This window comes from Bacillus changyiensis (assembly GCF_027706145.1).
Classification (GTDB): Bacteria; Bacillota; Bacilli; order Bacillales; family Bacillaceae; genus Bacillus; species Bacillus changyiensis.
On sequence record NZ_JAQFWW010000001.1, the window covers coordinates 1,175,601 to 1,196,102 of the forward strand.

A 20,502-nucleotide genomic window follows, 5' to 3' on the forward strand; every position below is an offset into this window, starting at 1 on the left:
ACTTTTTTATTTTCCATGAACATGAAGGGGGATTTCATATGGGAATATTAGAAGATCTACAAAATAAAATTTTAATAGCTGACGGTGCGATGGGAACACTTCTATATTCTTATGGAATTGATCGCTGTTTTGAGGAATTGAATATTTCAAAACCTGATGAAGTACAGCGTATCCATGAAGCCTATGTGCAGGCAGGTGCTGATATCATTCAAACCAATACATATGGTGCTAACTTTATTAAGCTGTCCAGATACGGTCTTGAGGATGAGGCAAAACAAATCAATAAAAAAGCGGTTCACCTCGCCCGTGCTGCCGCTGAATCTCGCTATGTTCTTGGAACGATTGGCGGCATTCGCACCTTTAATAAAAACGCTTATTCTTTGCATGACATTAAAAGAAGTTTTCGCGAACAGCTTTATCTTCTTCTAAATGAAGAACCAGATGGACTTCTTTTGGAAACCTACTATGATTTGGAAGAAGCCCGTGAAGTATTGGAAATCGCCAGAAAGGAGACTACACTGCCAATCATTCTCAATGTATCGATGCATGAAGAAGGTGTTCTTCAAGACGGAACCCCGCTCAGTGAAGGCTTGACGCTGTTGGCCAATCTTGGAGCAGATGTCGTCGGTATCAATTGCCGCCTTGGCCCTTATCATATGATTCATGCACTTGAAGAAGTGCCCCTTTTAAAAGATACTTATCTTTCCGTCTACCCAAACAGTAGTCTCCCATCACTTGTCGAGGGACGGCTCGTTTATGAAACAGATGACGAATACTTTAGAAACAGTGCAATCGAATTCCGCAATCAGGGGACCCGAGTCATTGGCGGTTGCTGTGGAACAACACCAAACCATATTAGGGCTATGGCTGAAGCAGTTAAAGGGCTTCTGCCGATCACTGAAAAACAGATAAAAATCAGAAAACAGGCAACTGCCCCCATAGAACATCATCGGACAGAGCCTCCTTTAAATGAACTTGCAAATGAAAAACGCTCGATTATCGTTGAATTAGATCCTCCTAAACAACTAAACTTTCAGAAATTTCTGGATGCAGCCCAACAGTTAAAGTCAGCCGGAATTGATGCTTTAACATTGGCGGATAACTCACTGGCAACACCACGAATTAGCAATGTTGCCTGCGGTACCCTTTTAAAACAGGAGGTTGATATGAGGTCTCTGATTCACATCACTTGCAGAGACAGAAACCTGATCGGCCTTCAGTCCCATTTAATGGGGCTTGATACACTCGGACTTTGTGATGTATTAGCCATAACCGGAGATCCTTCAAAAATCGGTGACTTTCCAGGAGCTACATCTGTTTATGACCTCACTTCATTTGATCTAATCAGTCTCATCAAGCAGTTTAATGAAGGTTTGTCTTATTCGGGAAAGCCCCTTGGTAAGAAAACAAATTTTTCTGTTGCCGCTGCTTTTAATCCGAATGTCAGGCACCTTGATAAAGCAGTCAAGCGGATTGAGAAAAAAGTGAATTGCGGAGCTGATTATTTTATTTCTCAACCCGTCTACTCAGAGGAACAGCTCATCAACATTCATAACGAAACAAAACATCTTGACACACCGATCTACATCGGCGTCATGCCGTTAACAAGCAGTAGAAACGCCGAATTTATCCATCATGAAATCCCCGGTATTAAACTATCAGACACCATTCGTGAAAAAATGGCTCTCGCCGGCAGTGATAAACAAAAACAGACGGAAGAAGGGCTCGCTATTGCCCGTTCTCTGCTTGATGCCGCCTGTGATCTGTTTAATGGGATCTATCTGATCACACCGTTTTTAAGATCTGATTTGACCGCGAATTTAACACATTATATTCAGCAAAAAGAGACGAAATTTTCAATAAACGGTTGAGCACCAACTAGATAAGAAATCCTGCCTGTCAGCTATAACGGGCAGGATTTCGTTTTTCCCATTCTTCTCTTAACACACCATACCTGATTGAATCATAATAGACCCCATTGTAATACCTAACCTTCCGCAGACGCCCTTCCATCGTAAATCCTGCTTTTTCAGCACATTTCATCATCCGCTTGTTTCCCGACCAAGTCGTCATCCCAATCCTTGGAATGTTCAGTTTAGCAAACAAATGATCGACCCATAAGATGATCGCCTCAGTTCCATATCCTCCATTCCAATAGAATGGATCATAGATGACAATACCACATTCAAGCCAGTGAGTCGGTCTGCATTCCCAGTAATAAGAAACAGTCCCCTTTAATTGACCCTCGATCTCTATTGCCACATAACGAGGCGGATCCTCTTTTAAAGCCGCTAAAATTGAATCGGCAAAATATTGATATGGCTCAGGCTGTAACGAGAAATAAGGAGCATCCCACTGTTTCCACTCTGGTTGTTTTACCCCATAAATCATCCTCCATAACAAAGGCAGATCATCAACTGTTAACGATCGCAATGTGACCTTACTACCATTGATAATGGTCAAGTGCTTTCCCCCATTTCTTACTCAATATTCCTCTTGATCATCTTTCGGTATTCAATAGGTGAAATTCCTTCAATTTGTTTGAAAAGCTTTGAAAAATAAGGTGCATCATCAATGCCGACTTGTTCAGCAATTGCTGACATCTTATCATTTGTTGCCGACAACAGTCGTTTTGCTTCCAAAATCCTCACCTTATTGGCATATTGCCCTGGTGTCATACTGTAAACCTTTTGCATACAGCGTGTGATGTAATCTTGGTGATAGTGAAGAGCACCAGAAAGCTGTTCCATGCTGATTTTTTCTTGGTAATGGCACTCGATATAACGCTGTGCTTCAGAGGCAACGCGCTCATTAGCAGAAGGAATATGAAACGCTTCTTTTTGCAAATGAATGAACAATTCTTCAAACTGAAGTTGTTTAAAAAGCGGTAAATCAGAATTCTCTCCTGAATAATCAATTAATCTACTGAACTGCTTTTCAATAAAGGCCTTTTGCGCGATCTTGCCCTTCCTCGGCAGCCTTAAATGATATGAAGGCGGTATTTCAAATGTTCCCTGTTGAAGTTTAAGTTCGGACCAGTTCTCCCCACCCTTTTGCGAAAGTTCGTATGATGGCTCTTGAAAATGAAGCCAGTAGTAATACGTATCTTCCTGACAACCTTTATGTCCGTAATGTTCAAGTCCCGGAACAAGAATGATATACTCCCCCTCACAAATGTGGTGAGACTCTCTGTCTTCTGTTAAAAACATCGCTCCTTTAACCACATATAAAAGATCAAAGACCGGATATTTGCGTTTCACATGTTTCTCTCCCTGCTTGAATATCCCTTCTCCACAAGTGATGAGAACTGGGAGGGGCGGTATTGTAAAAACGATATGGTTCATGTTTTCCTCCCTTTGGATTTGGTCGGATTTCTTCAAAAAGTATCGGTTTCATCTCTTTCTATTATAAGAAACGTGGGGTAAACTATAAAACGATTTTTGAAAAGAAAGGGGATCCCTCTATGAAAAAAACAAACATGCAAAGCCTCTCTTTATTCAGTTTAACATGGCCAATTTTTATCGAGGTTTCATTATATATGCTGATGGGGAATGCTGATACATTGATGCTCAGTCAATACTCAGATAACAGTGTCGCAGCAGTCGGTGTCAGCAACCAAATGCTCAATTTGATCATCGTCATGTTCGGTTTTATTGCGACTGGTACAACGGTTGTCATCTCACAATATTTAGGTGCGAAGCAAAATGCAAAAGCGATGAAAATTGGTTATATATCAATTAGCACCAATTTGATCATTAGTCTATTCATTAGCGCCGCCATTTATTTGTTTGCCGAACCACTTTTATTGATGATGGGACTTTCAGAAAAGTTGCTAAGTGAGGCGGCGGTCTTTTTAAAGATTGTTGGCGGACTGTCATTTATCCAAGCACTTATTATGACATTCAGTGCCATTCTAAAAAGCTATGGTTTTACTAAAGATATGATGGCTGTAACGATCGGAATGAATATGTTAAATATCACCGGCAATTACTTTGCCATTTTCGGGCCGTTTGGTTTACCGGTTTTAGGCGTTACAGGTGTGGCACTGTCAACTTCGATATCCCGGATTCTTGGTCTAGTCGTCATCATCTTCCTCGTTAAAAAACGAATCGGGATGATATTTTTATCAAAACAGTTTTTCCTTATTAAAAAGGAATATTTAAAAAAACTGTTGAAAATCGGAATCCCTTCAGCCGGTGAACAACTTTCATATAATGCGTCACAGATGATCATTACCTATTTTATTACATTGTTAGGTGCGCAAGCACTAACAACAAAAGTATACACCCAAAATTTGATGATGCTAATCATGCTGTTTGGAATCGCGATTAGTCAAGGAACACAAATATTGATTGGCCATTATATAGGTGCTAAACAGTTTAATGCCGCCTATAGCAGATGTTTAAAAAGCCTGTGGTGGGCTTTAGCGGTTACAACAGTGACTTCTTTTCTATTAGCTGTTTTTTCAAAACCGCTAATTGGGATCTTTAGTAGCAATTCCGAAATCATCGCAACGGCTAGCATGCTGATGTTCATGACGATTATTCTTGAACCAGGCCGATCATTTAATGTGATCATCATCAACTCTCTCAGAGCTGCCGGTGATGCTAAATTCCCTGTCTATATGGCCATCATCTCAATGTGGGGAATTGGGCTTCCCATCGCCTATATTTTTGGTATTCACCTAAACCTCGGTTTAGCAGGTATTTGGTTTTCATTTATTGCTGATGAATGGGTTAGAGGCATTTTGATGTATAGAAGGTGGCGCTCTAAAATTTGGATCGAAAAGGGGCTTGCTGCTTAACATGTTTATGCAAAAGACGGTGTCCTCCTCAATCCGTCTTTTGTTATGTATAAATCTCTGGTGTTCTCTTTAAACTAAAGCTATTACGTGTTTTTATAGACGCTAACTTTGTAAATCGTTTTTCATTTTGCTTAGTTGTTATAGCTCCCTTTTACCTCATTGAAAATAAAAACGTGATAGCATTGGGATTGTCTGTAGATTGAAATATAGACAGTAACGGTTTTTAAGGATGAACGCAAATGACGTGCGTAATCGTTTCTCCTCTGTTTTAGCTGGTGAGTTGTTGAGGGTTAATTTTCAATGTTGGTTTTTAATCTTTATGGACTCGATTGGACTCCCGACATCCCCCCTTAATAGAAGTAAAATAATTCTAATATAAAACAAAGAATAAAGATTAATGTAGCGAGGTGAACTAATAGAATGACCTATATTTTACTGTTAGTGGGCTTTGTTTTATTAATAAAGGGAGCGGACTATTTTGTTGATGGCGCTTCTAAAATTGCAACACTACTTCATATACCTCCGTTATTGGTTGGGCTAACCATTGTGGCATTTGGGACAAGCTCTCCTGAGGCAACTGTTAGTATCCTCGCTGCCATTGAAGGAAATCCAGGGGTAGCTATCGGTAATGTCGTAGGTAGTAATATCTTTAACATTAGCCTTGTCATTGGGGTAACAGCATTAATTAATCCCTTAAAGGTTGAAAGTAATACGATTAGAAAAGAAATCCCCTTTACATTATTGGCAAGCATCGTATTGCTTGTTTTAATGAGTGATGTGACTCTTCAATATTTTTCAGAAAACTTGATTACAAGAAGCGACGGATTAATCTTCTTACTTATCTTTGCTGTATTTATGTATTACATTTTTGAAGTAGCAAGAAACAGTCGAGATGACAATCTTCAAAACGAATCAAAGGCAGATAAACGATCTCGAGGGAAATATATATTCTTTACGTTAGCTGGTCTTGCTGCCATCATTGTTGGTGGAGAGTTTGTGGTTGATAGTAGTATCAAAATTGCGAAAACCCTTGGTATGAGCGAGTCATTAGTTGGTTTAACAATTGTGGCAGTGGGAACATCACTACCTGAGTTGATTACATCTATTACTGCTGCAATTAAGAAACAAAGTGAAATTGCTTTAGGTAATATTGTTGGAAGTAATATTTTCAATATATTATTTGTTCTTGGTGCATCTTCTATCATTTCCCCTCTAGTCGTAGATAGTAAAATGTTTATTGATGTAATCTTGATGATCATTTTAACAATTGTATTATTTATTTTCTCTAGATCGCATTCTCAAATTGCCAAGTCAGAAGGGGTGATACTCGCAATTGCTTACATTGCCTATATGATTTATATCATCATCAGAAACTAAGAAAGGACCTGTCCGAAAAAAGCAAAATTGTAAAATTTATGATTCAATATTGTTGATTTATCAGTGTTTGTTAAACATGAACAGGGCATCCAATAGTAAAAAATTTACATAGTGGACGCCCACCTTTTTAGTCTTCAATATCAATCCGATATGCTTCAAACCAAGTATGAATTTGCGCAAGATGAGCGAGAAGCTGTGGCCCTTTCATCAGTTGGCCAAACCAAGGGATTTCAAAAGACGCACCATCTGTCTCCATGAGCTGATCCAGTTTTTTCTGATCTAGAAAGATATGAAGAGCTGAATCTTTTTGCTGAAGTAGACGTTCCAACCATTGTTTAACGGCTTTTGTATAGTCGGGATGATGTGTTTTCGGATACGGACTTTTTTTCCGATATAACACATCATTTGGCAAAATTCCTTCCAATGCTTTGCGGAAGATCCCTTTCTCTCTGTTCCCATGCATTTTCATGTCCCATGGAATATTCCAAACATATTCAACAAGTCTGTGATCAGCGAATGGCACACGGACTTCAAGGCTTGCACCCATACTCATTCTATCCTTGCGATCAAGCAGTGTCGTCATAAACCAAAGCATATTTAAGTAAAACAGTTGTCTTCTTCTTTTCTCTGTTCCTGTTTCTCCATCTAAAAGCGGTGTTTCCTTAACTGTTTCCTCATACTTGGCATTCACATATTCTTTAAGTTTCAGTTTTTTCTGCCAAGTATCCTGCAAAAGACCAATCCGTTCGTCCATCGATCTCATCCATGGAAAGCCTTCGACTTGATCAGTTGCATGAAACCAAGGATATCCACCAAAAATTTCGTCTGCACATTCTCCAGAAAGACTGACGACAAAATTATTTTTAATCTCTTTACAAAACCAAAGCAATGAAGAATCGATATCAGCCATTCCTGGCAAATCCCTAACAATCACAGCTTCTTCTAAATAACTTGCCAAATCTTCTTGAGAAATAATGCAGTGATGATGATTGGTTTTAAAGGCATCTGCCATCTTGTTGATCCAAGGACCATCCGCATTCGGTTGAAATGAGCTTGCTGAAAAGAAACGGTCATTGTCCTCATAATCAATGGAAAACGTATGGAGCGGAGCTTTTCCTTCCTTTTCGAATTGTTTTGCAGCTGTCGCCGTAATCGCACTGGAATCGACTCCTCCAGAGAGAAACGTACAAACCGGAACATCTGAAACAAGCTGTCTGATCACGGCATTTTCAAATAGGGAACGGACTTGAAAAACCGTTTCTGAAAAGCGATCGGTATGTTCTTTACTTTCCACATTCCAATATCGCCAAACAGTCAAACCGTTTTTCGAAAAGATCATCGCATGCCCTGGACGAATTTCTTTTATCCCTTTAAAAACACCACTACCTGGCGTTCTTGAAGGGCCAAGCCCGAAAATCTCCGCAAGACCATCGCGGTCAAGCTTTGCTTTCATACTTGGATGAGCAAGGATGGCTTTGATTTCTGAGCCGAACAGAAATGATGTCCCTTGTTCTGAATAGAAAAATGGTTTAACTCCGATCCGATCTCGTGCAGCAAATAACCGATCCTGCTGTTCATCCCATATAGCAAATGCAAAAATTCCATTCAGCCTGTGTACACACTCTTCTTTCCATTCGATGTATGAGTGCAGCAAGACTTCTGTATCAGAATGACCTCTAAAGCGATGCCCGCGTTCTTGCAATTCTTTTCGCAAATCTTCCGTATTATATAATTCTCCATTATAACAAATCGTATAGTCCATTTCTTGATGTGAACGGGTCATCGGTTGTCTGCCACCCTCTAAATCCACAACAGCCAATCGTTTATGTCCGAATAAAACATGGTTCTTTCCCCAAGTATTTGTATCATCAGGTCCTCTTTTTGAAAGTGTTTCAGTCATCTTCTCCATAATCGGCCGCTCTCGGATAAGCGGTTTTTGAAAGTCTACCCACCCCGTAATTCCACACATTGTCGATCAGCTCCAATTCTCGTATTCTTTCTCTTTTTAGCCTCCTTTTTTTTATTTTATGCGTCATTTGCAGATAATTGAATTGTCCACCAACACTTGTATGAGACAAGCCCGTTTTGGAAAGAAAAAAGAAGGAAAGGAGCACTATGAGATGGACAGTGAACGAGAACAACGAATTTATAATGAAAAACGAAAATGGATGTACGGTACGATTATCATTGAAGAGGGGATCTGCCTGATTGAAAACCAGGCAGGTGACTTATTGTTAATTGAAAGTTTGCTAAGCCCTGGTGTCTATATTCAAATAGACGGTGAATGGCTGAAAACAGAACTGATCGCTCCATTTGCTGTCACAGAACGATTCGGACAGATTCAATTAACAGGTGGTGAATCAATACGCTATTTAAAAAATGTCAAACAAGCCTTAGCAGATTTTTTGAACGATTTGGAAGATGGACAATTTTACTCTTTAATGGATCAATTAAACAGTCTTGGATTCTCTGTATTTGATTGTGTTTACGCATATAATGGATTAAGTTTTTCAGTTCATCCTGATATGACAAAGGGTGTGTCGTTTTATCAGTTTTCAAATGATGTAAAGCAATGCGCCTTACAACATCACTACGAGCGGGCAGATAAGAAAAAAGACAGATTTGAATGGACAACTTCAGACGGAGAACGGATTGTAACAATCTCAGCTGAAGGCCCTCCTACTTAAAAAATTTTAAAACCTAAAGGCAGACGAAGTCCAAGTGCAAGTGTTAAAAGTAAGACGATAATAAAGCCGACCCACATCCCGGTGACTGATTTTGCTTTTTTCTTGCGGATTAAAAGCATTTCCATCAGCCCGATAGTAAGAACACCGAGAACTACCTTAGCAATTGATTCACCGTTCCAAATGGTAAACCTATAAAACAGTTCCACCCCTGTCAAGATCACAAGTAAATAGAGGACACGAAGAATCATATGCGTAATTTTTGCACCTTTCCCGCCGCCTCGAGAATACTGTGCATAAACAACAACTACTAGAATAAGCGTAATCAACCACGCCGTAATGTGCCAATGTGTCGTCATACAAATTTCCCCCTGTTTCGTCATATGTATCGCTTTCATATTAGCATGAAACGGTCTATTAAACAAAAGATGTGAATATTGTATGTTTTTAGCAACAAAGGCGCTGATCATCAACACAGCGCCTTTTCACTTATCTTTTTTTATACTTTTTCACACTTTTCGATATTTGTTTCCAACGGTTCTTTTCCTGCTTCATGGCCAACTTATCCGTTTTTCTAGCGAGGTATGCAAGCTCTTTTTTCAATTTTAGGTAACTTTCGAATCGGTGTTGATCTATTTTCCCTTCCGAAATCGCCAATTGTATAGCGCAACCCGGCTCTTGATCATGCCGACAGTCCGTAAACTTGCAATGAAGCGCAAGCTGATCAATATCAGCAAAACTTTGCTCAAGCCCTGCTTCTGATTCCCAAAGTTCCAATGCCCTCATTCCAGGAGTATCGATTAAAAGCCCGCCTTCAGGTAATAAAAACAGCTCTCGATGCGTTGTCGTATGTCTGCCCTTGTCATCAGCTTCACGGACCTCTTGAACAGCTTGCCGTTTTTCGTTTAAAAAATAGTTAATCATGGTTGATTTTCCAACACCTGATGAGCCTAAAAGAGCGACTGTTTCCCCCTCTTTCAAGTATGTTTTCAGGTCATCCATTCCTCTGTCTTGGTGTGCACTGACGATATGAATCGGTACACCAAATGCAACAGATTCTGTCAGACGAACCTTTTCTTCTATCAGACTGCCAATATCAGCCTTTGTCAAGACGATCACGGGATTCGCCCCGCTTTCCCACGCAAGCAATAAATATCGCTCAATTCTTCTCACATTAAAATCTTGATTAAGGGCATTCACAAGAAAAATCGTGTTGATATTTGCAGCAATGATTTGCTCCTCTGTTCGTTCACCGGCGGCCTTGCGAGAAAACTTACTAAAACGGGGAACAATCTCCACGATCGTACCCTTTTTCTCATGGACGCGTGGCCGCATATACACCCAATCTCCCACAGCTGGATAATCATCACGGTGTTCTGCTATAAACTTAAACCGACCAGAAACTTCAGCCAGCCACTCACCATGTTCTGTCCACACCCTGTATAATCTTTTATGCTCAAGGACAACCCTTCCTAGGATAAACTCTGTTTCTTTTAATTCCTTACTGATATAATTGACACCCCATGCTGATAAATTCAATTAGGTTTCCTCCTCATTTTCTGGTGATTTTCATAAAAATAAAAAAACCATGAACTGCGTTGACAGCCCATGGAATATCACCAGATCATCTGAAGATAACCAGTCATTTATTTTACATGGGCTGTGCTCTGAACAATTGACACTCCAAAATTAAATTTGTTTGTTTCATCGCACATCCCTCATTTCGTAGATTTATCGTTTATATTATATAAAATAAATGATAATCTTACAACAATTTCATCTGATTGGAAAGAGTTCCAATCGGTTGGATTGTAATATCGATTTGATCGCCTTCCTTTAGAAACCTCGGTGGATTCATGCCTTTTCCGACTCCAGATGGTGTTCCTGTCGCAATGATATCTCCGGCCTCAAGGGTCATTCCTCTTGAGAGTGTTTCAATGATTTCGGGAATCGAAAACAGCATATCTTTTGTACAACCCGATTGACGAAGCTCTCCATTCACACGAGTTTCCACTTTCAAATGTTCTAGATCTTTCACCATTGAATGATGGACAAGAAACGGTCCCATTGGACATGATGTATCTAAACTTTTTCCGATGAAGAACTGTCTATGTATCTTCTGCAGATCCCGAGCTGTCACATCGTTTATGATGGTATAACCGAATATATGATCAAGCGCTTGATCTTTTGAAATCGATCTGCCACCTTTCCCAATGACAACTGCAAGTTCACCCTCATAATCAAGCTTTGCTGTCACATTTTGATGGAGATCTATTTCCTCCTGATGCCCAATCACCGCGGTTGGAGCTTTTGTGAAGACGATCATTTCCTCCGGTATATCTTCTTCACTCCCCATTTCAATTGCATGTTCACGGTAATTTTTACCGATGCAAAATATATTTTTTTGCGGCTTAGGAAAAGGTGCAAGCAATTTGACATCTGCCAGCGGATAAATAAACGAGGCGCTTTCAATATTGTCTTTCTTCTTGTACCATTCAACAAGCTGGCTGATATGTTGGACAAACTTTTCTCCCTCACGAACACACTCAATAAGTGTGTCAGGTATCGTTTCAAACTCAAATAGCTTTTTTTCCGCTTTTTGCAAATCCATTATTTTATCATCCAACACCAGTCCTATAAATATCCGACTGTGCAACTCGGCTGTCGCAAACTTCATTAGAGACTCCCCCGCAGTTATTTTTTCCATTTAATTATTACTTACAAAATATTTCTGCATAACTTTCAAAAACCCTTTTCATTTTCTGAAACCAATTCTAAAGACCCATTTTATCATCAAAAAAATGACGGCTCACAAATCTGTAAGCCGTAGATGTTAGCGTTTTATATATCTAACTTCTGTTAAATTCCCCTCAGACCACTTTGTATATTTATGAAAGCCACTTTTGTCTTTTTTATGGTGATGTGTTTTTTTGCCATGGTGATGCTTCGGCTTCTTATGACTGCTCTTTTTACTTTTATGAGACTTCTTGCAATCATCATGCTTTTTGCTTTTATGAGACTTCTTGCAATCGTCATGTTTTTTGCTTTTGTGAGACTTCTTGCAATCGTCATGTTTTTTGCTTTTGTGAGACTTCTTGCAATCGTCATGTTTTTTGCTTTTGTGAGACTTCTTGCAATCGTCATGTTTTTTGCTTTTGTGAGACTTGCTTTTATATGATTTACTTCTATGGGACTTGCTTTTGTGATGTTTCTCACTCCGGTGCGGTTTTATCCCCCACCACAGATCCCAGAAGTCATGTTGTCTCTTTTTGCTCGAGCTTGATGAGTCAGGTTCACGGTCTAAATATTGATCTCTTCCCTCGCTTTTCAACTGATTTACAGCCTTTTTGATATCATGTTCATGGACATCACTCACGATTAAACCTCCTATCTTAATTGATATATATCCTGGTTTTATCTTACGCGAGGGGAAAGACAGGTGTACTAAGGCAAATGACTGTTTTACTGAAACTTAGGCGATTCACTCCCAAGATTTCTTCACATATAATAATTTAGCTGAAAAAGGAGGAAATCATGATGAGTGCGATCCCAACGATGAGGATGCATATCCATCCCAGTTACCTGCACGAGCTTAAACGAGATGTGTGGAATGATGAAGGTGTTCCGGGTGTACTGAAATCCGATACAGCAACAGCTCCTGTGGTCGTATCTTTTAGAGGGAACCATATTCGCAAATTAACAAAAAAATCCTATTTAATTAAATCTCGAAAACAGACGATAAAAAAAACTGAATTTCACTTAAACGCTGAGTACAATGACCCATCATACATCCGCAATCGACTTTCCTTTCTTTTTTTTGAGAAAATCGGTGTCCTTTCCCCAAAAGCTTCACATGTTTTTCTTTATTTAAACAAAAAAAAACAGGGACTATATTTAAAAATAGAATCTGTTGATGATCATTTCTTAAAAAGACGAAATTTAGAAAGTGGGGCCATTTACTATGCAGTTGATGATGATGCCAATTTTTCTCTGCTGAGTTCTTTTGAGAAACAAGCTAAACAGAATTTGCTGCTCGGCTATGAAAAAAAACTTGGCTCGACAGATCATGACAGATACTTAGAAGAATTCATCTATTTTATAAATACTGCAAAAGATGACATTTTTGAAAAAGATATTAAAAACTATCTTAATGTAAAACAATATTTGTTATGGTTAATTGGTGTTGTCTGTACACAAAACTTCGATGGATTTGTTCATAATTATGCGCTATATTTAAACGAACAAACAAACACATTTCAAATCATCCCTTGGGATTATGATGCTACTTGGGGCCGGAATATTAACGGGGAGAAGATGAATTATGATCGAATTCCGTTAACAGGCTACAATACATTATCCGCTAGGCTTCTTGATATTCCAGCTTTCCAGTCTCAATACCTTCTCCTGATGAGAAACGTGTTGCAACATGATTTCACAATTAGAAAACTATCCCCATATTTACTAAACTGGCATACTGAGATCAGTCCTTACCTTGAATATGATCCCTATACAAATATTACCACTGCTCACCTGGAAGATGAACAAAAGCAGATTTTTGATTACATTGAAAAAAGAAAACGCTTTTTACTTTCAGAGCTTTCTCGGCTGTAAGCCAGACAGCTCTCCATTTTTTCTAGAACAGTTAAAAAAAATGTCACATTTATTGTCATATTGACGAAAAAAATCCTTTTATCACAAATTAGGGTATACTATCTATAGCATATTCAAAATTCCTTTCGAAAGTTGGAGACTGCCATGTTGAACAGTAAAATTGAAGCAAAACGATTACATTTGATTGAAACAGCTGAAAAATTTGGAATCAATTCAAAAGAGGCGATTCAATGTAGTCAAGAATTGGACAACCTCCTGAATGAAAGAATGCAGAAACTTGAAAGTTCCATTAAAACAAAAAAATAGTGACAACATTCCATGACAAACCCTCAACAAGAATGTTTAGCTCAAATACTATTGAACGTTCGCCTGAGATCATCCCCTCATTTTTTATCACAACTATGCCACATATACATAAGATATGGTGTATAGCCCAGTTTCAATGAAAAGGGTGTTATTCTATGCCAGCCATTGTCGGAGCTTTTAAAGTTAATGCCGTCGGTACAAGTGGAGTTATTCATGTAGGTGATTGTATTACGATTTCTCCTTATGCTGAAGTTAAAACATTTGCGGGTGCCGGGAGCTTTAATACCGGTGATGGAGTTAGCGTATACAACCAGAACAGCATTACAAACACATATGATAACGATAGGATTGATCAACCAATTGTAGGTAATTTGTAAGGGGTGAGACAATGAACTTCTATATCAATCAGACAATTCAAATCAATTATTTACGAGTAGAAGGAATCAGCAATTCCTCCGTTTTACAGATTGGAAGTGCCGGGTCAATTAAAACACTCTCCAACCTTTATAATACTGGAAGTTTTACAGAGCCTGCACCGCCTGTCCCTCCTGAAGAAGAAATAGTACAGGAAACCTTTGAAGAGGAGCCTCCTTCTACACTTGTTCCTCTCACGGCACCTGCGATTACAATATGATGAAAGGGAGATCGAATCTATGAATTATAATCCCTCTTATACACATAGCTGGTCTGACTATTTCCAACAACAGACTACAAAAATTCAACAGCTTGAAAGACAACTCGCCGCCCTGCAAAAAGAGTTAATTCGGATAAGGGAACAGCCGAGAACACGAATCGACCGAATTGAGTATAAATTTGATCAATTAAAGATTGAAAAATTGGATGGAACGCTTAATATTGGACTCAATCCGTTAGATCCCGATGGTGTCGAAAACTTTGAAATCAGTCAGCAAAAACCGGGAATCGGAAAACTTCAGCAAGAACTTGACAGCCAATTGCTACAACAAACAAGACAGCTGATTGATGCATATTTCAATGAAGAAATGCCACTGCTTCTAGAACAGTTGGAAGACCGATATGACAGTAAACTGGATGATTCAAACAGATATCATATGATTGAAGACATTCGCAAACAAATAGACAGCCGCATCCGCTATTACGCCCAACATTTAAAACAGGAGGAATCGGCTTCTCCTAAAGAACATGCTGACCGGCTGGCCCAATATGTAAAACAAGATATTACTAGAACCATCGAACACTTTTTAAAATCGTTACCTGAAGAAATGAAAGGAAATGAAAACGAATGAATTTTACCGTTGTGAATCGCTCTTTTGATGTAGGCAACATTAGAATTACTGCTGTTTCTAGCTCATCTGTATTTTTAATTGGAGATACCGAAAGCATTTCACTTTCCTCCATTTTTGATACACCTCCGGAATCTCTTATTATTGGACCATTTACACCGCTGGCACCTGAAACAAGAAGATGAGAACATCAAAAGTACAATTTTTAAAAGCACAGACTGTTGTAACGACGAGTGCCCTGCAAATCGGTGATACAGAAGAGCTTGTACTTAAAGCAAAAGTTCTTGCTATTCAAAGGTATCGCTCTCGTTTTCACGGTCATGAGGGATCCTTCAAACAGGATGACTTTCCGCTTTTTCAGCAGCCAATTCCTCAGTTGCTACCGGAAACCGGAGTAAGTTCCTCATTTTTTCATGAAATCCCGGTGATTCGTGTTAGGGCAGTAAAAATCGGTGGTATTGGCACATCCTCGGTTGTACAGGTGGGCTCGACAAAGCGAATTAATGCCGATATAAGAGTCAAACATATTAGACAGCTTCCTCGTACTGCCTCACAATAAAAACACGCCGGCATATACTATTTTTAAGACTTCAAAAAAAGGTGTCGATCAATTATGCCAGCCATAGTCGGACCTATTAAAATTAACACAATCTCAGGTGGAGTAGTAAATTTTGGTGATTCTTTTTACCTTTCTCCGAAAAGCTCTTCAAAATCTGCACTCGGTTCTGGTGCTGGTAATACAGGAGACTTCCTTGTTGTAAACAGTGGAATAAATGCAACAAACTATGTAGACCCTGATGTAAGCGACCAAAATATTGCTGGTAATGCATAAATGAAGCAGCCTCTTCCACTTTGGAGGAGACTGCTTATTTAGGTGGGCAATTACATCATTTCAAGAGAAACGACGGTTCCTTTTCCGCTTGGCTCAGCTGGGTGGACAATCAGTTTTTTGGCAAGTCTTGCCCGCAGCTCTTGAACATGACTGATAACACCAACTGATAAATTGTCAGATTGAAGGTTTTCTAAAGCGGTAATCACCGTATCAAGCAACTCCTGATCAAGTGTTCCAAATCCTTCATCTAAAAAGAAAAATTGTAGCGGATACTCACCCCGAAGCTGGATTTGAGCGGACAGGGCTAAAGCAAGTGCCAGAGATGTCAAAAAGGTTTCACCACCTGATAAACTAGTAACAGGACGTTTGACTCCACCATTGGCATCATCCCTCATCACAAACCCCCCTTCTGAATCAGCCTCAATCGCATATCTTTGTCTTGTCAATTCACCAAGTCTGGCTGAAGCATCTCTTGTTACACTTTCAAGCTGTTCCTCTGCTAAATATTCCACAAAGGCATTGCCTTTAAATACAGCTTGAAGTTTATCAAGACGGTCAATATAGGCTTGCCAATCTTTCAGAGCTGCTTCAAGCTCCTTAAATCTTCTATGATTCTCACGAATGACAAGCAACGCTTTTCTTGCCGCACCCCTTTCCTCAAGTGCAGCTGTAAACGAATCTTCTGCTTGTTTTCTAAATTGAGCAGCTTGTTCCCATTTTTCCGCAGTAAGTGAGCGACCATTGAGTTTATATGTGATTCGTTTTATATTAGCTTCACTTTGCTTGATTTGATCCCAATAGACTTCAATGTCTTGTTTTAGTTGATTGAACTCTGCACGGCCAATGATATAGTTTTGAACATCTGCAACATCTGCAAATACGGTACTTCCCGATTTTTCTACCCAGGTTTCTTTTACCTTCTCAAGCCTTGATATGGCTTCCTGTAAAGCCGACTGACAGGCTTTCGCCTGACCGCTTAGTTGATTGACATTCGCCTCTGTTTTCTTCAATTGATCATAAAGTGTCTGGTCCTGTTCATTCAACTTTGTCAATTTGCTTCTTGTGGCTTGAAGCTGTTCGTCAATTACATCTGTATCAGGATAATCTTTCAGCTGTTTTTGATATTCACTTAATTCATTGTTCAGACTTTCAAGGGAATAGTGAAGATCTAACTGTTCTTTCTCAAGTGTATAAAGATGCTCGGTCAATTTCTCTTTCAGCTGTTCTTTTTCCTTTAGAAAATGAACACTTTTTTCAATAGCTTCTTCACATTTTTCTGCGGCACGGTCTTTTTCTTCAATGATCTCTTGCCACTTTTCTGCCTGTTCAGAAGAGATTCCAGCAAATTGTCTACTCAAATTGTTCACTAATCCGCTCAATATAGCAGTAAGTTCATCATAGCGTTTTTGAAGGCGCTCCTGTTCCTTTGATTCATAGTTCATCTGCTCACAAAGCTGTTCATGTTTTTTCGTAGCCTGTTTGTAAGCGGTGAGAATCTTGGAAACCCGGCTTTTTGTTCCTGATAAATCTTGCTTAATTCCCTTCCATTCAAAGTTAATTTGCTCGAACCGTTTAGAAATTGAGTCGCCCTCAAGTGATGCGGCAACCTCTGCCACTGATTCACTCTTTTGTAGAAAAGGACACTCATTCATTAAATAATCCGACTGTTGTTCAAGTTTCACCTTTGCTGTAAAAAATTCTTGAGCTAATACTGCTGATTCACTCATTAATTTTTCCACTTCATGTAGTTCGGACTCATTGAAAGATAGGTTCTTTACATCTGTATGGACCAACTTTTCATGTTGTGTAGAGCCACAGACAGGGCAAGGTTCTCCTTTTTTGAGCTGTTTGGAAAGCTCTCTAGTCAGCTGATCAAATTTCGCTTGGTCCCGTTTTGCTAAAATGTTCTCACGCTTAACAGTTGCAAGATGAACAGTTTCAGATAGAGATCTCTCCGTCTCACAAATCAACGCATAAACCCTTTGAACAGCAACAAAAACATGACCAATATGATCTTCTTCAGTTTTCATTTCTTTTTCTAAGCTTTTTTTTTGTTGCTGTAGTTGAGAAAGCTCTATCTGATGCTTCTCAGCCTGCTTTTGTTCTAATTCAAGCTCCTGTTTACGTTGCTTGATTTGAAGAGCAAGCTGTATCGCTTTGTGACACTGTTTTCGTTCTTCGCTTGATACTTGAACAGATTTCAACTTAGCTTTCAGCTGGTTTTGCTTACTTGTCCCACGTTCAAGCCATTCTTTCTCCTCAGCCAATTGATCAGCAGTGTTTTTGATCTCTTCTTCTTTTTTAAATTTTTCTGTTTGTTTGACTTTCACTTGTTTTTCGACAGCAGTCCGCTTTGTTTCAATTTCTTTTAACACCGTAAGTTGTTCCTCTTGTTTACGAAGCTGCGGTTCGATTTCATTTTTTTCATTTCTAAATTTTTCATAGTTTTGCTGAATCTTGTCATAATTGGCTTGTTGATTCCGCAATGCCGTCAAAACCTTGTTTTCTGTTTGTTCAGCAGAGGCAACAGCATTCCGAGCTTCGAGATACCCATCTGCATACGGTTTTAATGTATTTGCCATCTCAGCAAGCTGAAGCCGATCTTCTTTTTCCTTGATGATTTCTTTTTGCTTTCTAAGCCTTTCTGCATCATGAAGATAGCTTTGTTGTTCCTGTTGTAATTCCCAAATCTCCTGAAATTCGTTAAATCGCTTCAGCTCTCTGTTGCGTTCAGCTTCCTTAGCTTTTAAAGATTTTTCAGTTGCTTCAAGCTGTTGTTCCGCCCGATGTAGCGCATTTATTCCAGCATCACCAAGACCTGACTGTTCAGCAAGCATTTCATTTTTTTTTGCACTCGCTTTTTGCGCTTCGTTTTTAAGCTGTTTAACCAAGCGGTCACCATACTGCTCAAGATTGAAAAGACGCTGAAGCATTTGCCTTCGTTCCGCTCCTTTTAATGAAAGAAATTCGGCAAACTTTCCTTGTGGCAAAACGACCGCTCTTGTAAAATCATCGATCGTTAAGCCAAGCAGCTCCTCAACTTTGCGGCTAACTTCATTTGCTTTATCAGCCAAAACTGTTCGTTCTTCGTTTATCTCAATTAAGCGGCAAATAGAGGTTTTTACTTTCACATCGTCTGTTCGCTTAAAAACTCGCTCGACGCGATAAGCTGTCTCATGACCGGTTTGAAGTTTAAATGTGAAAGAGACAGCAAGTTGATTTTCAGCATGATTGATAATACCTTGTGTATTGTTGGAGGCTCGCTCTACTTTCCCATATAAAGCCAGTGTCATAGCATCAAGAATTGTCGATTTTCCACTTCCAGTCGGACCGAATATCCCAAATACACCTGCATCACAAAGGTTTTCAAAATGAATGACTTGTTCTTCTCTAAAACTGTGTAAACCTTTAATGGATAGGGAAATGGGCTTCATGTTTCATCCCCCTCTTCTTGTTCCGTACCAGAGGCGAGCTCTAAAAACAGCTTAACAGTCTCATCATCAGGAACTGCTCCGCCTGTTTGCCTTTCATAGAACGCTTTAAACCTCTCTTCAATTGGGGCATGTTGCGACTGAACCGTTTTTTGGACTGCTGGATTGTCATGATAGAACCGGCGAATATGAATAATCCCTTGGTGCGCTTTTCTAATGTGATGAATCTCTTCAATTGAAAGCTGATCGTCTAAATGAATTTCCAGATCAATCCATGCATTTTGGTCACGCCCTTCTTCAAGCCAACTGTATACTTGAGAAACACCTTCTTCTGCTTTCCATTTGACAAGCGGTTTGCCACTTGTCAAGAAAACCTCTTTCCAAGATGCTTGCTTACCTGGGAAAGCTTCAACAACTGTAACAGATTTTGCATAGCCCGCTTCTGAAAAGCTGTAAGCGAGTGGAGAACCGGAATATCTTGCAACCGTCTCGGCACGTTTTACCATTTGTGGTCGGTGAAGATGTCCAAGTGCTACATAAGCAGCACTTGCAGGAAGGCTTTCTGCAGCCACTGTATATGCGCCCCCAACCTCGATCGGCCGTTCTGAATCAGTCTGGCTACCACCTGCAACATATATGTGACTAGCCGCGATTTGTACAGCATCTTTTCTGAACTGACGACCCATATGTTGGAACGTCTGTCTAATTTTTATGTCATACTGATCGCGAAGCAACTTTTCAGCAAATGTCTCAGAAAGAACTTCATTTAATCTTGATTCAGAAGGATACGCTAGTGCTGCTATCGAAAGAATTTCTCCTGTAGAAGTAACTTCTATATCAATTGGTTCTGTTTTCGGGTACCCAATTAAGTAGATACCTTGGTCTACCGTTAGCGGAGACGCAGCTGAAAGACGATCAGGGTTGTCATGATTTCCAGCAATAACAACGACTGGACGCTTTCCTTTGTCAGACAGTGAGGAGAGACTCTCATAAAAGAGCTGTTCGGCATGAGCTGGTGGATTCACTGTATCAAAAGCATCTCCGGCCATCACAATGGCATCGATTTTCTCGTCTTTTACAATCTCTGTGAGCTCGTCGAGAAAGTCCTCCTGTTCCTTTAACCGGCTTCTGCCCTCAAGTGTTTTTCCTAAATGCCAGTCAGCGGTATGTAAAATTCGCAAACCTATTCACTCCT

General features: G+C 39.6%; 21 protein-coding genes. 12 read left to right on the forward strand and 9 right to left on the reverse strand.

The window, feature by feature from the left end:
• Positions 1 to 38 precede the first annotated feature (38 nt).
• On the forward strand, positions 39 to 1,871 hold the full coding sequence (locus PDT38_RS06170) for a bifunctional homocysteine S-methyltransferase/methylenetetrahydrofolate reductase (protein WP_270799784.1): 1,833 nt from the start codon (positions 39 to 41) through the stop codon (positions 1,869 to 1,871).
• A gap of 28 nt (positions 1,872 to 1,899) precedes the next feature.
• On the opposite strand, the gene PDT38_RS06175 is transcribed toward PDT38_RS06170, so the two are convergent.
• Positions 1,900 to 2,463 carry a GNAT family N-acetyltransferase gene (locus PDT38_RS06175; RefSeq protein WP_270799786.1) on the reverse strand — a complete coding sequence of 188 codons (564 nt, stop codon included), beginning with the start codon at positions 2,461 to 2,463 and terminating at the stop codon, positions 1,900 to 1,902.
• Between the two features lie 17 nt (positions 2,464 to 2,480).
• Positions 2,481 to 3,344 (reverse strand): helix-turn-helix transcriptional regulator, encoded by an 864-nt coding sequence (locus PDT38_RS06180; RefSeq protein ID WP_270799787.1) that lies wholly within the window; start codon positions 3,342 to 3,344, stop codon positions 2,481 to 2,483.
• 119 nt (positions 3,345 to 3,463) lie between these two features.
• Here PDT38_RS06180 and PDT38_RS06185 point away from each other — a divergent pair, with 119 nt between their 5' ends.
• Positions 3,464 to 4,804, forward strand: coding sequence for an MATE family efflux transporter (locus tag PDT38_RS06185; RefSeq protein WP_270799788.1), 1,341 nt, complete (start codon positions 3,464 to 3,466; stop codon positions 4,802 to 4,804).
• 420 nt (positions 4,805 to 5,224) lie between these two features.
• On the forward strand, positions 5,225 to 6,181 hold the full coding sequence (locus PDT38_RS06190; RefSeq protein WP_270799789.1) for a calcium/sodium antiporter: 957 nt from the start codon (positions 5,225 to 5,227) through the stop codon (positions 6,179 to 6,181).
• Positions 6,182 to 6,308: 127 nt separating this feature from the next.
• On the opposite strand, the gene asnB is transcribed toward PDT38_RS06190, so the two are convergent.
• Complete coding sequence (gene asnB / locus PDT38_RS06195; RefSeq protein WP_270799791.1) at positions 6,309 to 8,150, reverse strand: asparagine synthase (glutamine-hydrolyzing); 1,842 nt, start codon at positions 8,148 to 8,150, stop codon at positions 6,309 to 6,311.
• Between the two features lie 151 nt (positions 8,151 to 8,301).
• Here asnB and PDT38_RS06200 point away from each other — a divergent pair, with 151 nt between their 5' ends.
• Positions 8,302 to 8,868, forward strand: coding sequence for a DUF2777 domain-containing protein (locus PDT38_RS06200; RefSeq protein ID WP_270799793.1), 567 nt, complete (start codon positions 8,302 to 8,304; stop codon positions 8,866 to 8,868).
• On the opposite strand, the gene PDT38_RS06205 is transcribed toward PDT38_RS06200, so the two are convergent.
• The 4 genes from PDT38_RS06205 to cotG all read right to left on the reverse strand — a co-directional run bounded on the left by PDT38_RS06205 (position 8,865) and on the right by cotG (position 12,241).
• Positions 8,865 to 9,224 (reverse strand): YisL family protein, encoded by a 360-nt coding sequence (locus PDT38_RS06205; RefSeq protein WP_270799795.1) that lies wholly within the window; start codon positions 9,222 to 9,224, stop codon positions 8,865 to 8,867. The two genes, PDT38_RS06200 and PDT38_RS06205, sit on opposite strands and share 4 nt — an antisense overlap.
• 130 nt (positions 9,225 to 9,354) lie before the next feature.
• On the reverse strand, positions 9,355 to 10,404 hold the full coding sequence (gene rsgA, locus PDT38_RS06210; RefSeq protein ID WP_270799797.1) for a ribosome small subunit-dependent GTPase A: 1,050 nt from the start codon (positions 10,402 to 10,404) through the stop codon (positions 9,355 to 9,357).
• A 226-nt stretch (positions 10,405 to 10,630) separates the two neighbouring features.
• Positions 10,631 to 11,542: a fumarylacetoacetate hydrolase family protein gene (locus tag PDT38_RS06215; protein WP_270799799.1), complete on the reverse strand. Its 912-nt coding sequence runs from the start codon at positions 11,540 to 11,542 to the stop codon at positions 10,631 to 10,633.
• Between the two features lie 156 nt (positions 11,543 to 11,698).
• Positions 11,699 to 12,241: a spore coat protein CotG gene (cotG, locus tag PDT38_RS06220; RefSeq protein WP_394356221.1), complete on the reverse strand. Its 543-nt coding sequence runs from the start codon at positions 12,239 to 12,241 to the stop codon at positions 11,699 to 11,701.
• Between the two features lie 161 nt (positions 12,242 to 12,402).
• Here cotG and PDT38_RS06225 point away from each other — a divergent pair, with 161 nt between their 5' ends.
• The 8 genes from PDT38_RS06225 to PDT38_RS06260 all read left to right on the forward strand — a co-directional run bounded on the left by PDT38_RS06225 (position 12,403) and on the right by PDT38_RS06260 (position 15,876).
• The gene (locus PDT38_RS06225; RefSeq protein WP_394356222.1) at positions 12,403 to 13,476 is read left to right on the forward strand and encodes a CotH kinase family protein; all 1,074 of its coding nucleotides are present in this window, start codon (positions 12,403 to 12,405) and stop codon (positions 13,474 to 13,476) included.
• A gap of 147 nt (positions 13,477 to 13,623) precedes the next feature.
• A complete protein-coding gene (locus PDT38_RS06230; RefSeq protein WP_394356223.1) occupies positions 13,624 to 13,782 on the forward strand; it encodes an aspartyl-phosphate phosphatase Spo0E family protein in 159 nt (52 codons plus the stop codon).
• 155 nt (positions 13,783 to 13,937) lie between these two features.
• Complete coding sequence (locus tag PDT38_RS06235) at positions 13,938 to 14,159, forward strand: spore germination protein (RefSeq protein WP_270799805.1); 222 nt, start codon at positions 13,938 to 13,940, stop codon at positions 14,157 to 14,159.
• 11 nt (positions 14,160 to 14,170) lie between these two features.
• Positions 14,171 to 14,416, forward strand: a complete 246-nt coding sequence (locus PDT38_RS06240) for a spore germination protein GerPB (RefSeq protein ID WP_270799807.1) — start codon at positions 14,171 to 14,173, stop codon at positions 14,414 to 14,416.
• A 19-nt stretch (positions 14,417 to 14,435) separates the two neighbouring features.
• Positions 14,436 to 15,047 carry a spore germination protein GerPC gene (gene gerPC / locus PDT38_RS06245; RefSeq protein ID WP_270799809.1) on the forward strand — a complete coding sequence of 204 codons (612 nt, stop codon included), beginning with the start codon at positions 14,436 to 14,438 and terminating at the stop codon, positions 15,045 to 15,047.
• Positions 15,044 to 15,229, forward strand: a complete 186-nt coding sequence (locus PDT38_RS06250) for a spore gernimation protein GerPD (RefSeq protein ID WP_270799810.1) — start codon at positions 15,044 to 15,046, stop codon at positions 15,227 to 15,229. Before gerPC ends, PDT38_RS06250 begins: the two co-directional genes overlap by 4 nt.
• Positions 15,226 to 15,603, forward strand: a complete 378-nt coding sequence (locus tag PDT38_RS06255) for a spore germination protein GerPE (protein WP_270799811.1) — start codon at positions 15,226 to 15,228, stop codon at positions 15,601 to 15,603. Before PDT38_RS06250 ends, PDT38_RS06255 begins: the two co-directional genes overlap by 4 nt.
• A 54-nt stretch (positions 15,604 to 15,657) precedes the next feature.
• Complete coding sequence (locus tag PDT38_RS06260) at positions 15,658 to 15,876, forward strand: spore germination protein (RefSeq protein ID WP_270799812.1); 219 nt, start codon at positions 15,658 to 15,660, stop codon at positions 15,874 to 15,876.
• Positions 15,877 to 15,926: 50 nt separating this feature from the next.
• Here PDT38_RS06260 and sbcC read toward each other — a convergent pair whose 3' ends face one another.
• Positions 15,927 to 19,310 (reverse strand): exonuclease subunit SbcC, encoded by a 3,384-nt coding sequence (gene sbcC / locus PDT38_RS06265; RefSeq protein WP_270799813.1) that lies wholly within the window; start codon positions 19,308 to 19,310, stop codon positions 15,927 to 15,929.
• Positions 19,307 to 20,488 (reverse strand): exonuclease subunit SbcD, encoded by a 1,182-nt coding sequence (gene sbcD, locus PDT38_RS06270; protein WP_270799815.1) that lies wholly within the window; start codon positions 20,486 to 20,488, stop codon positions 19,307 to 19,309. The genes sbcC and sbcD overlap by 4 nt, the downstream gene beginning before the upstream one ends.
• Positions 20,489 to 20,502 lie beyond the last annotated feature (14 nt).

What these genes read in the sequence shown, in the direction of transcription:
- PDT38_RS06170 (WP_270799784.1), top strand. Translation starts at nt 39, where the DNA reads ATGGGAATATTAGAAGATCTACAAAATAAAATTTTAATAGCTGACGGT.
- PDT38_RS06180 (WP_270799787.1), bottom strand. Translation starts at nt 3,344, where the DNA reads ATGAACCATATCGTTTTTACAATACCGCCCCTCCCAGTTCTCATCACT.
- PDT38_RS06185 (WP_270799788.1), top strand. Translation starts at nt 3,464, where the DNA reads ATGAAAAAAACAAACATGCAAAGCCTCTCTTTATTCAGTTTAACATGG.
- PDT38_RS06190 (WP_270799789.1), top strand. Translation starts at nt 5,225, where the DNA reads ATGACCTATATTTTACTGTTAGTGGGCTTTGTTTTATTAATAAAGGGA.
- asnB (WP_270799791.1), bottom strand. Translation starts at nt 8,150, where the DNA reads ATGTGTGGAATTACGGGGTGGGTAGACTTTCAAAAACCGCTTATCCGA.
- PDT38_RS06200 (WP_270799793.1), top strand. Translation starts at nt 8,302, where the DNA reads ATGGACAGTGAACGAGAACAACGAATTTATAATGAAAAACGAAAATGG.
- PDT38_RS06205 (WP_270799795.1), bottom strand. Translation starts at nt 9,224, where the DNA reads ATGACGACACATTGGCACATTACGGCGTGGTTGATTACGCTTATTCTA.
- PDT38_RS06215 (WP_270799799.1), bottom strand. Translation starts at nt 11,542, where the DNA reads ATGAAGTTTGCGACAGCCGAGTTGCACAGTCGGATATTTATAGGACTG.
- PDT38_RS06225 (WP_394356222.1), top strand. Translation starts at nt 12,403, where the DNA reads ATGAGTGCGATCCCAACGATGAGGATGCATATCCATCCCAGTTACCTG.
- PDT38_RS06235 (WP_270799805.1), top strand. Translation starts at nt 13,938, where the DNA reads ATGCCAGCCATTGTCGGAGCTTTTAAAGTTAATGCCGTCGGTACAAGT.
- PDT38_RS06240 (WP_270799807.1), top strand. Translation starts at nt 14,171, where the DNA reads ATGAACTTCTATATCAATCAGACAATTCAAATCAATTATTTACGAGTA.
- gerPC (WP_270799809.1), top strand. Translation starts at nt 14,436, where the DNA reads ATGAATTATAATCCCTCTTATACACATAGCTGGTCTGACTATTTCCAA.
- PDT38_RS06250 (WP_270799810.1), top strand. Translation starts at nt 15,044, where the DNA reads ATGAATTTTACCGTTGTGAATCGCTCTTTTGATGTAGGCAACATTAGA.
- PDT38_RS06255 (WP_270799811.1), top strand. Translation starts at nt 15,226, where the DNA reads ATGAGAACATCAAAAGTACAATTTTTAAAAGCACAGACTGTTGTAACG.
- PDT38_RS06260 (WP_270799812.1), top strand. Translation starts at nt 15,658, where the DNA reads ATGCCAGCCATAGTCGGACCTATTAAAATTAACACAATCTCAGGTGGA.
- sbcC (WP_270799813.1), bottom strand. Translation starts at nt 19,310, where the DNA reads ATGAAGCCCATTTCCCTATCCATTAAAGGTTTACACAGTTTTAGAGAA.